This is a genomic window from Roseovarius mucosus, from assembly GCF_002080415.1.
Lineage (GTDB): Bacteria > Pseudomonadota > Alphaproteobacteria > Rhodobacterales > Rhodobacteraceae > Roseovarius > Roseovarius mucosus_A.
Genome location: NZ_CP020474.1, coordinates 3,509,893 through 3,526,065, shown reverse-complemented (window position 1 = coordinate 3,526,065; position 16,173 = coordinate 3,509,893). Strand labels below are relative to the sequence as shown.

10 protein-coding genes are annotated in these 16,173 nt (G+C 56.2%); 5 read left to right on the top strand and 5 right to left on the bottom strand.

Annotated features, from left to right (window positions below; all coding sequences use genetic code 11):
- Nucleotides 1-51: 51 nt before the first annotated feature.
- Nucleotides 52-804, top strand: a complete 753-nt coding sequence (locus tag ROSMUCSMR3_RS16790) for a class I SAM-dependent methyltransferase (protein WP_081508061.1) — start codon at nucleotides 52-54, stop codon at nucleotides 802-804.
- Nucleotides 805-909: 105 nt separating this feature from the next.
- On the opposite strand, the gene ROSMUCSMR3_RS16785 is transcribed toward ROSMUCSMR3_RS16790, so the two are convergent.
- The 3 genes from ROSMUCSMR3_RS16785 to ROSMUCSMR3_RS16775 form a co-directional block, all read right to left on the bottom strand.
- The gene (locus ROSMUCSMR3_RS16785; protein WP_081508060.1) at nucleotides 910-1,782 is read right to left on the bottom strand and encodes a WcbI family polysaccharide biosynthesis putative acetyltransferase; all 873 of its coding nucleotides are present in this window, start codon (nucleotides 1,780-1,782) and stop codon (nucleotides 910-912) included.
- The gene (locus tag ROSMUCSMR3_RS16780) at nucleotides 1,779-2,504 is read right to left on the bottom strand and encodes a sulfotransferase family 2 domain-containing protein (protein ID WP_081508059.1); all 726 of its coding nucleotides are present in this window, start codon (nucleotides 2,502-2,504) and stop codon (nucleotides 1,779-1,781) included. Before ROSMUCSMR3_RS16780 ends, ROSMUCSMR3_RS16785 begins: the two co-directional genes overlap by 4 nt.
- A gap of 72 nt (nucleotides 2,505-2,576) precedes the next feature.
- A complete protein-coding gene (locus ROSMUCSMR3_RS16775) occupies nucleotides 2,577-5,807 on the bottom strand; it encodes a glycosyltransferase (protein ID WP_081508058.1) in 3,231 nt (1,076 codons plus the stop codon).
- Between the two features lie 325 nt (nucleotides 5,808-6,132).
- Here ROSMUCSMR3_RS16775 and ROSMUCSMR3_RS16770 point away from each other — a divergent pair, with 325 nt between their 5' ends.
- The 4 genes from ROSMUCSMR3_RS16770 to ROSMUCSMR3_RS16750 all read left to right on the top strand — a co-directional run bounded on the left by ROSMUCSMR3_RS16770 (nucleotide 6,133) and on the right by ROSMUCSMR3_RS16750 (nucleotide 12,924).
- Nucleotides 6,133-7,452: a glycosyltransferase gene (locus tag ROSMUCSMR3_RS16770; protein ID WP_081508057.1), complete on the top strand. Its 1,320-nt coding sequence runs from the start codon at nucleotides 6,133-6,135 to the stop codon at nucleotides 7,450-7,452.
- The gene (locus ROSMUCSMR3_RS16765; protein WP_198385546.1) at nucleotides 7,449-8,669 is read left to right on the top strand and encodes a glycosyltransferase; all 1,221 of its coding nucleotides are present in this window, start codon (nucleotides 7,449-7,451) and stop codon (nucleotides 8,667-8,669) included. The genes ROSMUCSMR3_RS16770 and ROSMUCSMR3_RS16765 overlap by 4 nt, the downstream gene beginning before the upstream one ends.
- 420 nt (nucleotides 8,670-9,089) lie before the next feature.
- A complete protein-coding gene (locus tag ROSMUCSMR3_RS16760) occupies nucleotides 9,090-9,956 on the top strand; it encodes a Hint domain-containing protein (protein ID WP_081508055.1) in 867 nt (288 codons plus the stop codon).
- A gap of 508 nt (nucleotides 9,957-10,464) precedes the next feature.
- Complete coding sequence (locus ROSMUCSMR3_RS16750) at nucleotides 10,465-12,924, top strand: tetratricopeptide repeat protein (protein WP_081508053.1); 2,460 nt, start codon at nucleotides 10,465-10,467, stop codon at nucleotides 12,922-12,924.
- A gap of 305 nt (nucleotides 12,925-13,229) precedes the next feature.
- Here ROSMUCSMR3_RS16750 and ROSMUCSMR3_RS16745 read toward each other — a convergent pair whose 3' ends face one another.
- Together ROSMUCSMR3_RS16745 and ROSMUCSMR3_RS16740 are read right to left on the bottom strand one after the other, a co-directional pair.
- Nucleotides 13,230-15,557 carry a Tex family protein gene (locus ROSMUCSMR3_RS16745; protein ID WP_081508052.1) on the bottom strand — a complete coding sequence of 776 codons (2,328 nt, stop codon included), beginning with the start codon at nucleotides 15,555-15,557 and terminating at the stop codon, nucleotides 13,230-13,232.
- Nucleotides 15,558-15,641: 84 nt separating this feature from the next.
- Nucleotides 15,642-16,112 (bottom strand): RrF2 family transcriptional regulator, encoded by a 471-nt coding sequence (locus tag ROSMUCSMR3_RS16740; RefSeq protein ID WP_081508051.1) that lies wholly within the window; start codon nucleotides 16,110-16,112, stop codon nucleotides 15,642-15,644.
- Nucleotides 16,113-16,173 lie beyond the last annotated feature (61 nt).

Below are 16,173 nucleotides of genomic sequence, written 5' to 3'. Positions count from 1 at the left end.
CAGTTCAACGCCCTTTACCTCTGACACCATGAATTCAAGGACCAGCCCCAGATGCACGCAGCGCGCACGGATTTGAACGCATATCTCCAGACTGGCATTCACAAGGTCGATGGGTGGTGTATCCCCCAACTGTGGCAAAGCATATGGCCGCTGAGACAGGCCATCGGTGCCGGTCCGATTGCAGAGATTGGTGTTTTCGAGGGCAAGTTCTTTATCGGCCTCGCAAAATGCTTTGCCGAGAACCGCCACGATTCTGTAGCAATCGACGTCTTTGACCTCCAGCAATTCAATCTTGACGGGGCTGGGGTTGGCAAACGTGACAAGCTGATTGAGAATTGCGCAGCGCATGGCGTTGAGAGTGTTGTCCTGCGACGCGCGGACTCTCTCACGCTCAGGCACAGCGATGCGCAAGAGATCATGGCGAAATCAGGCAAGATCAAGTTCTTTAGCGTAGATGGGTGCCACGAAGTCCTTCATACGACGCGCGACATCGAATTCGCCATGAGCGTGACCTGCGATGACGGGATCATCGCAGTGGATGACTATACCAACCCCAATTGGCCGGGGGTGAGTGAGGCGGTGGCAAAGATGTACCTCATGCGAGAGTTCCAGTACGTGCCGCTGATCGTTACATGCAACAAGCTGCTCTTGTGCTCTGCATCATTCCACCGGGATTTTTTGAAGGTGGTTCAAGAGTATGTCACCGCCAATCACAAATCGACACGCATGAAGCGGGTCAAGCGTTTCGGATACGAGACCCTGACCGTTCAGCCAAATCTCGGGACATGGGAAGATTTGGTGTGAGGGCGGGAAGTGTCGCGGTAATGGGTGCGCGCAGTCAACTAAACGGCGGGACATGCTGAATCGTATCTAGGAAGTTTGGATGCAGAGTTTCCTAGGTTTTTTCGGTCATTCGAGGTCGCCAGCAAACTGCGGAGTCAATCGGATGGACTCCATATCTCTGTACAGGGGATTGTGATCATAGACCTCAAAAAAGGCAGCTTGCAGTTCATCTGGGCTGTAAAGTCGCTCAGTGCCGAGCGCTGTAACCGTTCCCTCATCACCCAGTGTAAAGTCGTTCCCTCTATAGGTCGCCAGACATTCGTTACCCCAGTGGGATGGGACCAAATACCGGTCTAGATACTCTGCCGTGCCATCAGGCAGATAGGCCAAGTTTTGATGCGCCATAAAGCGGTTACAAAGTTCGTTCAGAACACGGCGACTCGGATGATTGAACGTAAAGAAAAGGCGCTCTGTTCTTGCATGCTCTGCAATGAAGTCGGAGATCATTATATCGCAGTCAGCCTCTCTCGTCATCAGATCGGCGATAGAACGGTCCGCGACTGTTCTGGAAAACGTGCTTTCATCGGGTTGCCAAGGTTGCTTTATCAATCCTCGCGAATACAGCCAGCGAGAGAAAATGCGCAGGTCGTGGAGCGCTTCGATTGGGCCCACCAGACGGCTGGCCGTGGCAATATGGGTCATGTAACGAATGAAAGGCTGCTGCCCCGAAAAGAATACGTTCGGCCAGATCAATACGTTCGAATGGCTTTGGCGTAGTACCGATGATCTGAGGTGCGGCACAGGAAAATTATCGTTTGTGTTCTGCGCAAGGACAACATCCGCCTCAGAAATCCGAAAGAGATGAGCCTCTTTCTCTGTAGTCTTTGCAAGCTGTAGGATGATAGGAGGAAGACATTCAAAATGCCCCGTAGCCTCAAGCAGCGTAGCGACGGGGCGTGCTTGACAGTTTCCGGTCACGAGCAGTTTTAGCTTCGTCATGGGGCCGCCATTGGTGGCACAATCGGAGCGGCAGATGAGAGGTCCGACAAAAGCGCTAAGTCATCCGCATTGTACTGCTTCAAGAGTTCATTGAGGTTGCTTTGCTCTTGTGTGGCAGATGTCGCATCTGAGCGGTTGCTATGAACTTCCTCCCACCTGAAATTTGGGAAGGTGTCGGATATCTCGGCTGTCAGTCGGGCAACGGCACCGCTGAAATCTGCCACAAGCCCTACGATAGTGATGCGCTCTAGCGCCTGTTTTGCCCGCTCCAGCTCAGACCCCTTGCCTGGGACAAGCGCAGCCAGTCGATAAGTCTGAAAGTTTCGGCACTGTCTGTCTTGCTTTAGAGAAAGCCGCACCTTTACATAGCCTTCGAGGTCTGTGTGCTTTGCGAGAACCGCCCCAAAGGTTTCCGCCACCTGCGTTCTCTCGAAACGGTATGCGGATTTGATACGGTCTATTGGGTCACGCAACAGGACCATGGAGACAATTCGGACGCCTTCGACCTGCGGCGGCGGCCCCATCATTGTGTGCGACGAAAAAGCCACCGCTTCGGGGTTATCGCGAATCCAGGATTCGACCTCTGGCGTGTTGCCATGTCGGGAGGGCGACGCTGAAAACTCTCGCGTGACCCAAGCAGGGCCGAAATTGCCCTTCAATATCTGATCTAGCGAGGTGCCAGCGTTCTTGAAAAGGTGGTGGTGCAGGATGACAGTGCGCATGCGGCTATCGCGTCTTTCTTTGTGGGTTTCTTGCGAACATTAGCGCACCTTCAGAGGGCAAAGTCTGATGTTTCATTTTGCAACGATCCCCGGCAGGAACATATCCGCCGCCTCGAAAGCCTCGCGCATGGCGTGGCGGCCACGGGTGAACGAATAATTCTCTGCAACATAGGACCGCGCGGCCTCGGACATCCGGAGCCAGAGCGCATCGTCCTCGTTCAAGCGAGAGATTGCGGAAATCCATTCGGTGGGGGTACGGGCGATGAAACATTCCTGACCGTCGCGCAACCCTATGCCTTCTGCTGCGACGGGGGAGAGGACACAAGGGATCCCATGCGCCAAGGCATCAATGACCTTGCCCTTGATCCCTGCCCCAGAGCGCAGCGGCGCCAGAAAGATGCGATGCGGGTTATAGGCATCGGCGACCTGCGGCACGAAGCCAACAGGCAAGATCGTCCGGCTTGCAAGAGCGGCGATGTCAGAGGGCATGCCGGAGCCATAAATCGAGAACATGGGAGCGTCCTGCTGTGTGGAGAGGTGTGACATGACTTCCCGAACGAACCAGTGCACCCCCTCAACATTCGGATGATGCCGGAAACTGCCAAGAAAGGACATTCCCCTGCGCTCTGAGAGCGGCGGCACGGCGGCGGGTATATCAACGACCCAAGGGGTGCGCACAACCGTTGCCCGGCCTTCGCTATAGGCCTCGATCACAGCATGTTCCAATTCGTTGTAGCTCAGCACCACATCGACCTGGTTGATGATGGCCAATTCTTCGTCCCGAGTTTTCCGCGCAATTTGCAAGCGGCTCTCGTCATTCTCGGCGCGCGCTGCACGTATCTCGCGCAGAAAGTGGAGGTCGGCGTTGTTGAAGAGAATCTTGGCCTCTGGCGCGTAATTGCGCAGGTGGCCCAGAACATCCTGAGCGACATAGAACCTTGTGACGTAAAAGGCGTCGAAATCTGCGGCGTGCCGGGACAGATACTCTTGCACGCTCAGGAAAAACGGGGCGTAGATCATCTCGACCCCGAGCTTCTGGAGGTCTTCGGTATATGTGCCCAGATGCGCCAGATTTGTCGGCAGGAAGCTGACCTTGTAGCCCAGCGACTGCACCAGCCTGATTTCTTGCAGTGCAGCATAAGAGCCCGCATCCTGATCGGGACGCGGTGTGGTATAGTCGACAAAAAGCACGCGCCCCTTGATGCCACGATCCTTCTCCAGGTCGGGGTTCTGTCCCTCGCGGCCAAACTGAGCATAGGCCTCGATCCAACGGCGTTTGAACTTGGGTCGGTTGATCTCTTGATAGCGTTTGAAGCCTGAGCTGACGTCGGTACCCGAAGTCATCCCCTCGTAATGATAGATGACAGAAGACGGAACGAACCAGGTCGAATAGCCCGCCTCGCGGACCTTGAATGCGAAATCCGTATCCTCGAAATACATCGGTTCGAGGTATGAGGAGAGCCCGCCCACCACTTTCCAGACGGATTTCGGCACCATCATCGCGGCACCAGACAGGTAATCCGCCTGTCGAGCATAACAAAAGCGCGGCTCTTCCGGGTTCTGGCGGTTGCCATAGTTCCACGGATTGCCCGTGCCCCAGATGATGCCACCGGCATCCTGCAAACGCCCGTCCGGATAAAGCAATTTGGACCCGGCAAGACCCACATTATCAAAGCGTTCGAAGGCGGCAAGAAGTTCATCCAGCCAACCGGTCGTCACCTCAACATCGTTGTTGAGCAAGACGATATACTCCCCACGGGCCTGATCGGCCCCGGCATTACAGGCGCGGATAAAGCGCTGCGGCTCGGGATTGTGGAGGACAGTAATCCCGCTGACGACAGTCTCGAGCGTAGCGGTCTCGTCGGTTGATCCGTCATCCACCACGATGACTTCAAAGCTGGCCTCATTGGGCGCGATAAGCAGCGAGCAGAGCGCGAGATACGTCACCTCGACCTTGTTGTGAGCTGGGATAACAATGGACACTTTCGGTGTGGCCACTTCTGGGAATGCCAGAGGCTTGAGCGTGACACAGTCATAGCCCGCCTCAACCGTGTCGAGCGCATGGATGATCTGGGCGAAATCAGTCTCTGGCGTGACCGTCTCGAAGAGTTTGCGAAGACTGGCAAAGCGGCGCGGTGTCTGCGCAAAAATAGACGCTGGAAACGGTGCGTGGCTTTCGCGCTGCAACACATCCGCCGGGGTCAGAATTGATGGAACTAGGGTCAGTGTTTCAAAGAGCCGCACCGTTCCAGACAGATCACGTATGCTGATGTGATGGGTTGCACCGTCTAAATATTTATCCGCCAAACGAAAAGGCGTCTGTCCCGGCCCCACCGAGAGCTGACCTTGGGGTGAGCCATCAATGTACAAGCTGAGAAGAGCGGCATCCGAGCTTTCAATTTGCAGCGTGTGCCCCTGCCTGTCATCGACGGTGATTTTTGGGCTCATTGGGATTGTTCTAACATCGGTCTTGCCACCATATCGCAAATGGATGTCGTCATTGGGCATCAGATAGGCTGGCAAATCAGCCCGAAGCCAAACACCATCACAGGGAATCTCGGTGCCCACGAGCACCATGGGGCTAAGAAATGAATCCTCTGGTTTGCTTTGGTTGCCGACATGCACATCCGCCAGAAAGACGAAGGGCTCGATCCCTGATCCATCATCGACATATTCTTCATGATGGACCGCAAGACTCACTTCCATTGGCCCGATACTTTTAGGCAGGGGCAGGCTGACCTGCTGATACCCCTGAGAGTGACGCCCACCAAGAAAACTGGGCGCAAATGCTACCTTGCAGGTCCTAATTTCCCGCGTCGCAGAATCTGAAAACGTAACGTGCAGCATAGCCTTGCTGCGATGAGACGCGATATGCGCCCGTAAGAACAAATCCGAAGTATCCCCTTTTATGACGATGGGATGATCAATTTTGATCCGACAGGGGGCGTTGCGATCAACAAGCATGATCTGAATGGTCTGCGTGCCGGACAGGGCCCAGTCCGCAAGTTCATTGATCCAGACCGCGTAGGTGTCGCCTGGCACCTTTTCTGCGGGTTCCGACCAAATGCTGTTCTTCAAATCCCGGGAGTCTAGACCGTTCAGGCGCGCCGCCCCGAAGGATGCCAATGCGTCCGGCGCACAGCCACGCATTTGGGCACTTGCAGAGCCAATGGCGATTTCCACAATGTCGCGCGGCATCTCGGTGAAGTTTGCAAAGACTTCGCCATTCGCCATCAGGAGTGTCTGCAAACCACCGATATCTGTGGTCTTGTCATTTCGTTGCGTGCTTTTTACGGTGGTCATCTCAAGTGCGCCTTAGGATTGTATTCATGCGGCCGACAACATACTGCTTGATAGGATCTCGGCACTAAAAATCTTGGCACCAAAATTCTGGCTTGTAACCAGAACAAAGGGCCGTCGCCCGCCTATGCAAGGTGGCTGGAGAGCGGTAAGAAAGGGCGACATTCTCATCATGTAACCGGTGTGTCACATTCCATTTGGAAACTCCACAACGGCCATCGTGCAAGATGCATGATTCTGTGTATGCGTGAAAATGTGAAGTTGAACGCAGTTGCCTAAGTACCGAGTAATCATAACCTAATTTGGACTAAGGCAGGAAAACTCTGATTTGGCGCAATTCGTCCGTCTGTCACTCTTGCGCCGCTTTATATCGGTAACGCGCGAATACGGTCTTGCCGAAGCGCTGAACCGATCGCGCTATTTTGCGGGGCTCTATCTACGCGGATCGGCACCGTCGTTGTTTGGCCGTCAGGCCCCTGCAGCGTTTGCCCCAAACACCTCGTTTACTCCCGAGCGCCAGATGCAAACCATTTGGTCGGAACTGGCCCGTGGCGAGGGGTTTCATGCGCGCATCAACCAGAAGACGAGTCCGCGTATTGCGCTGATTGGTGATCTCAACCTGTCACAGTGCCGAAAATACCGCGTCGAGCAGCTTCAGGTGCTGTGGAAATCGCAGAATGTCGAGTTCGATTTTGCGCATTACGAAGACACCCCGAGGGCGCTGCGGCTTCTACAAAGGGCGACGCATTATTGCGAATACAGGCTGGAAGACACACCGTTGACGCAGATATATCGCTATGAGGCACGCCGACTTGGCCTGCCGATTCTGTTCGACATCGACGATCCGCTGTTTTCGGTCGCAGCCTATGAGACCTATCAAAACATGGCGAACCTTGATCCGATGCTCAAGAAACATTTTCTAACCGTCGCACCGCGCTATGCCGCCATGATGAATGGGGCCGATATCGTGACCGTCTCGACGCCCGGGTTGGCCGATCTCGCACGGCTTTACACGCCTCGCCCGGTTTACGTCAGACGAAACTTTGCTGACCCCGACACTTTGCAAAACGGGGCTGCCGCAATTGCCGCGCGTGGTCCGGCTGATGGTCTGTTTCGCGTCGTCTTCGCCAGCGGATCCCAGGGCCACGAGGCGGATTTCGATCTGATTAAGACCGACGTTGCAGCCTTTGTGACCGCCGATCCCACGCGCCGCTTGACCATCCTTGGCCATTTTCAAACCGATAAGCTGCCTGCATCGCTTATGAAGCAAACCGAGCATCATCCGTTCTTGAGCTATGATGCCTACCTTACCAATCTGGCGCGGGCTGATGTCGCGGTGATGCCGCTTCAGGATGACTTGTTCAACAGATGCAAAAGCGGTGTGCGCGTGATTGATGCCGCAGCGGTGGGGCTGGCCTCCATCGTGAGCGCGGTTGGGGACCTGCCCACAATGATCGACCATGGGCGCACCGGATTTATCGCAAGCGCCCCCAGCGACTGGCGGCTTGCGTTGGAAGCTCTCGCGAATGACAGAGCTCGCGCCCGCGTCATGGGCAGCACAGCTCGAGAAACGCTTGAGACCCGATGGAGTGTGCAGGCGGAGCCCCACATTATCGCCCCTGCCCTGCTCGACTGGGTGAAGCCATGACAAAGCGTCCTCATATCCTGCTCGTCAATGTGTTCTTTGCCCCCTACACCTATGGCGGCGCGACCGTTGTCGCCGAACAAGTGGCCCGAGAACTGGTGAACGAAGACATCGCAAGGGTCAGTGTGATCTCGCTGATCAGCCGCCCAGAGTTGCAGCCCTATTCCGTTCTACGGTCTCAGGTCATGGGGATCGACAATTACCTGATCAATGTGCCGCAAAACCGCACCTACAAGTATTTCTACGATAACCCCGAGATAGGGGGCGTAGTCAGCGATCTGATAGCCGATCTGTCACCTGACCTGATGCATGTGCATTGCATTCAGGAAATCGGGGTGGATATCCTGCGCGTTGCCAAACGCGCACAGGTGCCGATTGTGATTTCTGTGCATGACTATTGGTGGATATGCGAACGGCAATTCATGGTAAAACCCGATCAGGTGTATTGCGCGCAAGATCCCGTTCAGATCGACGCCTGCAAGGGCTGTGTCGCAGATTTTGGCGCAGCCAAGGCGCGGTTCCAGACGCTACAAGACGCGGCGTCTCTCGCGGATGTTGTCACCTATCCCAGCCATTTCGCCCGCACCCTCTGTGAAGCCTCGGGTTTGGCTCCGGGTCTTGGGGTGGTGTGGGAAAACGGTGTGCATATGCCACGCTCGGATTTTGCCGCCAAACAGGCCGCGCGACGCGCAGCAGACCCGCGGATCGTCTTTGGCTTTGTTGGGGGCCCCTCGGCAATCAAAGGTTGGCTAAAAATCCGCGAGGCATTCAAAGACCTACCGCGCTCTGATTTCGGCGTACGTCTGGTCGATGGCAGCCTTGATGGCAGTTGGTGGGCCGGGCAAAACCTGTCGAGGCTCCCGGGAGAGTGGCGGGTCGTTCCCCGGTATCATCACTCCGACATGGACGATTTCTATGCCGGGATCGACGTGTTGTTGTTCATGTCGCAGTGGAAAGAGACATTTGGCCTAACTATACGAGAAGCTCTGGCCCGAGGCATCAAGGTGATCCAGACTGACAGTGGTGGGACGGTCGAACATAATGCTGTTTCTCGAGAGCGCCTTATCGCCATTGGTGCAGGCCCCGGAGAATTACGCCGTCAAATCCTTGAAGCTCTTGATACCGGCACCTCGAGCGTAGCCGACCAACCTGTCAAAGTAACAAGCTTCTTGGAACAAGCCGTCTCGTTTCGCAAGATAATGGAGACCGTGATTAAGTAAGCCCCGTAATCGTATCATGGTCATGAATTACGCGCATCGCGGCTACTTTTTTCAAGGGACCTCTGAAAAATCGGTCGGCCAATGAAGGTAGGCTTTTCGCGACCGTGAAGCATCTTGGTTCAAGAGGGCAAAGCCCGTATGATCCAGCGCGTTTTTCCCATGACATTGCATCGAACACAGGCTTGAAATACGGCGTGGTCGCAAACGCACCTCCCCTCGCAATCTTGCGGCTCTCGTCCAAACTCAGGTCAGAGTGGAAGCTTCTCCGCAAGACATCTCCCAATGCAAGAACTTGTTTTTATTCTGACTTTTCACTTCGCGCGTAAACTTATCTTTTAAGTTGCTGGACCCCCTGACGCAACCTGCTTATAGATGGGTGTAAAGTCGCGATATGCATTTAATCATCAAGGATAAACTGAAATGGGCTCATTTACGTCAACGCACTCCATTACGTACAGCAGCGGCTCGCCCTCAATTCAGAATGGAAATTTTACCATCACGGATGGCGATGCAGACACGACATTCGAAATCGGTGACACCTATTTTGAGCCAACCAATTCTCTGAATTATGAGTACCTCGGCACGATGGAGGTGGACGGCACGATCTGGCCGGTATTTGAGTTTTTGGAATTTCCAGGTTTCTTTGCCGTCTTTCTTGATCAGGAACCTGTTGTTGTCCCGCCTACTTTGGCACTGAATAGTGGTGAAACATTTGATCGGGCCTGCTTTGCCGAAGGTACGCGGATTGCGACGGCAGAGGGCGATATCAATGTTGAGGATCTGGAAATCGGCACACAGGTCGTCAAGTCGGATGGCACCCTGACCCGGGTGATGTGGGTAGGAAAGCAGACGACGTCCACCCGCTTCGGGTCTGCCGCGCGCAATGACCTTATCCGTGTGGACCAAGGCGCGCTAGAGAACGGATTGCCGGTGCGCGACCTGACCTTGACCGCAGACCACGCTCTTTTCATCGATGGTTTGCTCGTCAACGCCGGTGCTATGGTCAATGGCTATTCCATCACGCAGGTTCCGTTGGCCGAGTTGGGCGACAGTCACTCGGTTTACCATGTCGAGACTGAGAACCATGACGTGATCTTGGCCGAGGGTCTGCCGGTAGAGACGTATATAGACTACGTCGGGAGGCAAGCCTTCGACAATTACCAAGAGTATGTATCGCTCTATGGCGACGCCCGCTCGATATCCGAGAACTCTACTCCTCGGATCACGACGTCTCGGTATTTGCCTGCTACACTTCGCAAACGTTTGGGCATCAAAGACGCCGCCTGATATTCAGGGTAATTTCACGCGTCCAAAGTGTGTAGGCCGCCGTTTTGCTGTCAGAGGTGGTTCGGTTGATCCACCTGCACCAGTTGGTGTGTCAGGCGATCGGACACTGGTCCAAATCGGATGAAACTTCTATGACTGGCCATGGCTTGATCCTAGCCTTCGCTGATGCTTGCGATGATGTGGATCGAGCCACGCATGCCGGACGGTGCTGTTCTAGCGCTCGTCACAAGCGTTTGGCTGTGGCTGGCCGGGGTGGATGTGCTGGATCGTGATACCTTGGTTCTCGGTCTATTCTCTCAGGTTGTCTCTGATCTACACGGGGCCATTTTCAACCCTGATTGTCCATCCTTGCCGAGGTTTCCGAAGATGCGGTTCGGACGTCAGATAGCCCGTTTGGCCGCTCGTGAAGAATCGACACTTATTTACGAGTATTGAACCACTTGGCGAATTGAGCGCTACTGACTGGGACCACGTGTAGAGTGAGACAGAAAAACGCAAAGGCACATGTATGACCAAGTGCGACCGTGACGATCATAGCGGCACTTTTGCTCAGACCCTGCGCAGTCTGGCGTTTCAACTTGAAGGCCAAACTGGTGACCAAGGTTGGCTTGCAGCCTTGCGCTTTGGCGTCGCGGGTGGTCTCGCCGAAGCTGGTGAGACCCACTTGGCCGAGTCTTTGTTCCGCCAGATCGTCGATGCAAATCCTCATCACCTCTGGGCGTGGGTCGGACTTGTTGAGATGACGCTTGCACGCGGAGAAGCGGACGCGGCTGCGGATATTGGGCACAAGGCCCTCGCAACCCTAGCCAATGAGCCAATTTTATATCGGAAGACTGCTGAAGCACTCGACCTTGCACAGAGGCATGTTGAAGCCATTGGGATCATGACATCGAGGACTATCGAAGCGCCAGATGATCTTGCTTTCGTCATCTCATTGCACCGAAAGGCGGCAAAATTAGAGGATGCGACATCCTTTTGTGAGCGACTTTTAGCACTTCGCCCGGATCACGACTTGGCACATCTCGCGCGGATCGAAATCGCATTGCAATCCGGCGATAACGCAGGTGCTGTCAGTTTTGCAAACGAAGCGCTGATGCATCATTCGGATCATCCCGAAATCGTTTTGCGTGCTGCGCAAGCATGCCGTGGTGCGGGGGATTACCAGCGCGCCCTGCGCCTAGCAGAAAGCGCGCATGAGGAGACGCAGTTTGCTCCTTGGTTTTTACAACTGCGTGCCAACCTCGCCGAAGATCAAGGTGCCGTGGAAGACGCGCGGCTGCTGTGGTCTAAGATAAAGAGCCTGAATTTGTCAGCATTCGATGTGTTGGCAGACGAAGCGATTGCACGTCTTGATGCCGCGCAAGCGACACAGACGAAAGACGCTCAAGGTCTTGTTGCGCCAATATGCGAGGAGGAGCGCCATCTTGGCCTTGCTGCTCCAGAGTTCGACATCGACAGGTTTATGCTTCAGCTTGATGCGCCGCAGGCTCATAATGGCCTCTCAGACGACGACGTGCTGCAGATCGTGGCCGGCTCGGATGACATCCCATGGTACCGGGCGCTGCAGATCGTGCGGCACATCTGGCTAAATCGCTCTTCAGGCCTTGCAGAGCGCCTAAGCAAATCTTTTGCCTCCCGATCATGGCCTATCACTGACCTGCATGCTTTTGCGATCGAGGATCAGCTCTTGCGCAACGGGCCGCGCGCTGCCCTGGACTGGGTTCGGAGCCATCCTGTAGCGCGCCGAGAGTCTGAGGCAGCAGAGCGTCTGGGGCGTGTTCTCGTCTCTGGAGGATTTGGCATGCTGGCGGTTCGCTATCTCTGGGCTTGTTGCCGCCGCTGGCCCGCCGACCCCCAATTCTTGCGTCTTGCTACCCAAGCGCTGATTGCAACCGGTGCAGCCCACCGCGTTGCAGACCTTCTTGAGAAGGTTTGTTCGGGCGTCGATGAGGATTGGCGTTTAGCTTGTTACGTCTCCGCTGGGCTCTCCTTGGGGGAAATTGGTGAAACGCTGATGGCCTGTGAAACACAGGCGGCATCGGGGGCCGCACGAGCACCGGTTGTCGATATGATCGAGATGTCTCTTCTGGTATCCGATTTGAACACGGCAGAAGGCTACGTTGCCAAGCTGTCGAAAGACGCGGGCCGTTTGGAAGAAGCTCTGATTAGTCGGCCTCGCGCTACCCGTGTTGGCACGTTGTTGAACGAAGCCCGTATTCTAGCAGCGTCAGGCTGGGACGAAGGCGATCTGGGCAGTAACATGAGCGCGATTGCCGATTTTTTCCTTCCCGCCCGGGCCAAAGTAGCAAAACAGGCATTGGACGTTGAGCCCCCACAAGATGTTTGTATCCCTAAAGTGCCCGATCTGATCCATGCTATTTGGTTTGATATTCCCGAAACAAGTTCGGAACGAGAGCAGCTGTTGGATGCTTGGCGTCAGGTATCGCGGCGTCAGGTGGTTCTGCATGACATTCGCAACGCACAAAGTTGGCTACGGAAAAACGCCGGCTCTGATGCCGCCCGGGCTTTTGCGAAGGCTCCTGATTGTGAACAAAAGACTGATCTTCTGATGCTGGGCGTTCTTTTGGTCGAGGGTGGTCTTACGCTGTCTGCGACGCAATGGCCAAGCAGAGATGTTGACCCGCTCATCGACCACACGGAAGAGGCAGGGTTTTTCATCGATGGTCGTGGGGCGGTTGTGACCGATCTGCTTATGGCAACGCCCGGCCATAGCGTTATCGAAACGGCCTTTGAAAAAGCAGTGGCCTCTTGCCTTGACCGAGAAAAGGATCATCGGTGGTTTAAAACCGGCCCCGGGCTATTGACGCGCGCTCTGGCGTTACACCTTTGTGATGAGGATTCAGAGGCTAGGGTGACACTGCGCGCGCTGTCTACGGTCCGGCGGCTCGTGCACCCTTACCGCCCAGCGATACGTCCAAAAATCGACGGTGGCGCGCAGTATCCATGATCGCGCGCCGGTCTCTGGGATAGTCTGGTCAAGGCCATTGCCGCAACCACCCACATTTCGGCCTGACGCAGACAATGTCTTGATCTGAAGCGCCGTCAGTTCTGGTGTGGGTTCGGGCATTTGCTGCCCCCATCCATGCCACCACCAGCCGATCTATCAGCAGCATGGGAATACCCACATCTGCGACACTCAGGTCTCGCAAACTCATACACAATTAATGAAAACAGACACATACGGAGAATTCCCGATGCGTCTGCCACTTACATTTAGGCAATGACCTTACGCCACCCAATCCAAACCGAAGGTTAGGTTTTGCCCCGCAGAGCTGCGCGAAGGGCATCGCCCAGGGCCCCTTGCGTGGCCTGCGGCTCAGATTTTGGTGGCCGCACCGGCGCGCTGGCAGGTTTGCCGGACTTCGCAGTTCTGGCCGCCACTGGCGCGTCCTTGGCGCGCGTCTCGGGCGCAGCGCCGTCTTTGCGCATGCTCAGGCCGATGCGTTTGCGCGCAACATCAACCTCTGTCACGCGCACCTTGACCACATCGCCCGCCTTGACCACCTCATGCGGGTCCTTGACGAACCGATCGGCCAATTGGCTGACATGCACCAGCCCGTCCTGATGCACGCCAATGTCGACAAACGCGCCAAAGGCCGCGACATTCGTCACTGTGCCCTCCATCAGCATACCGGGTTTGAGATCTTTGATATCGTCCACCCCATCGGCAAATCGCGCGGTGACAAAGCTTGGGCGCGGATCGCGGCCGGGTTTCTCCAGCTCTGTCAGAATGTCTCGAGCCGTGGGCAGACCGAATTTGTCATCCACGAAATCCTCGGCCCGCAGACCGTTTAGCGCCTCGGGCGTGCCCATGATGGCGCGAATGTCGCGGCCACAGGCCTGCACGATCCGGCGCGCCACGCCATAAGCCTCCGGGTGAACCGAGGTGGCATCCAGAGGTTCCGCACTATCCCGGATACGCAAGAACCCGGCGCATTGCTCGAACGCCTTGGGGCCCAGCCCCGCCACTTTGAGCAGTGCCTTGCGCGACGGAAATGCGCCCTCAGCGTCACGATGCGCCACAATGGCCTGCGCCAAGGACGCCCCCAGCCCCGCCACGCGGGCAAGTAGCGGCGCCGACGCCATATTGAGATCGACACCAACCGCGTTCACCGCATCCTCGACCACGGCATCCAGCGCCTGCACCAGACGCCGCTGATCGACATCATGCTGATACTGTCCCACGCCGATGGATTGCGGCGTGATCTTGACCAGTTCGGCCAACGGATCCTGCAGCCGTCGCGCAATCGACACCGCACCGCGCAAGCTGACATCGAGCCCCGGAAACTCCTTGGCCGCCAGTTCCGAGGCGGAATAGACCGACGCCCCGGCCTCGGACACGATCACGCTCATCGGGCGCTTGGCCCCCTGCGGCAAGAGCTTTAGCGCCTCCGCCACCATACGCTCGGTTTCGCGGCTGGCAGTGCCATTGCCGATGGCGATCAATTCGACGCCATGTTTGCGCACCATCTCCAGCACAGCCACCTGCGCGCCGCGCAAATCGTTCTTGGGCTGGAACGGATAGAGCGTTGCAGTCTCGATCAGCTTGCCTGTGGCATCCACCACCGCAGCCTTGACACCAGTACGGATACCTGGATCCAGACCCAAGGTTGGGCGTGGTCCAGCAGGGGCAGCCAACAGCAAATCCTTGAGGTTGCGCGCAAACACGGTGATCGCCTCGTCATGGGCGCGGTTGCGCAATTCGCCCATCAGATCGACATACATCGACAGGCTCAGCTTGACCCGCCAGGTCCAAGCGGCAACGCTGCGCAGCCAGATATCACCGGGCGCGTTACCGGGAATGCCAATCGTCGCCTCGATCATACCCACGGCCCGCAGCGCGCCGGTGTCAGGATCGGGGGCAATATCGAGCGTCACAATCTCTTCCTTGGCGGCCCGCAGAATCGCCAAGGCGCGATGCGCGGGAATCTTTGCCCAAGGCTCTCGATGATCGAAGTAATCCGAGAACTTGGCCCCCGCCTCTTCCTTGCCCGGCAGCACACGAGCGCTGATCACCGCTTCTGCGCGCATGAACTCGCGCAAACGGCCCAAGAGGGTGGCATTCTCGGTCAATTCCTCGGCCAGAATGTCGCGTGCGCCTTCAAGCGCCTCTTTCACCGTTGCCACGCTCTCGCTCAGGTATCCTGCGGCCAAATCCTCGGGCACCGCAGACCGCTCAGCCAAAATCCTGCGCAAAAGTGACTCTAACCCGTTTTCGCGTGCGATCATCGCCTTGGTGCGGCGCTTGGGCTTGAAGGGCAGATAGATATCCTCGAGCACCGCCTTGGTTTCGGCCCCGGCGATAGAGCGGGCCAGCGGCTCTGTCAGCTTGCCCTGATCCTTGATGGAATTCAGGATCGCCACACGCCGCGCCTCTAACTCGCGCAGATACGTCAGTCGCTCAGCCAGATTGCGCAGTTGCGTATCATCAAGGCCACCCGTCACCTCTTTGCGGTAGCGCGCAACAAAGGGCACCGTCGCACCGCCATCAAGCAGCCCCACTGCGGCAACCACTTGATTTGGGCGCGCGTCGATTTCAGTGGCGATTATACGGGCGATACGCTCGGCTGTGTCTGTCACTCTGGGCCCCCTCGGATGATCTGAGAGGTTTGTGATAAACGCAGATGACGCCGAGGCCAAGGGGCCGCGCGTGGCGGACCGGCGTCAGACCGAATCCGCGAGATGTGGCCCACGTCGTGGATATTGATCCAGCTTCGGTGTCTCGAAATAGCGCGGAGAAATTGCGAGGTCCGCCAGTGTGAAATCGTCAAAAGTGTTGAGGAAATTGGTCAGGGCGAGGTTGAGCACGATGGGCAGCCGACAGCCTTTGGTGACCCGACAGGCATTGTCTGGAGAAAAACACTCGGCCAGAGCGAACTCAGGCTCCATCTTGCGCACCACCTGCCCAAGGTTGATTTCAGCGGGGGAACGCGCCAACCGAAAGCCGCCGCTGCGGCCGCGGATCCCCTCCAGAAACCCCTCATGGATCAGTTGCAACACCACTTTCTTGAGATGTGCGCGAGAGATGTCATAGAGCTTTGCCGTCTCCTCGATGGTGGTCAATTCACCGGGTTTCAAGGTTGCGGCGTAAAGCAGAACACGCAGAGAATAATCTGTAAACTTAGTTAGACGCATAACGGCCTCCAGCTAACTAACATAATTCTGAAAGATTTTGAATTGGCAAGTGGTCAGCTTG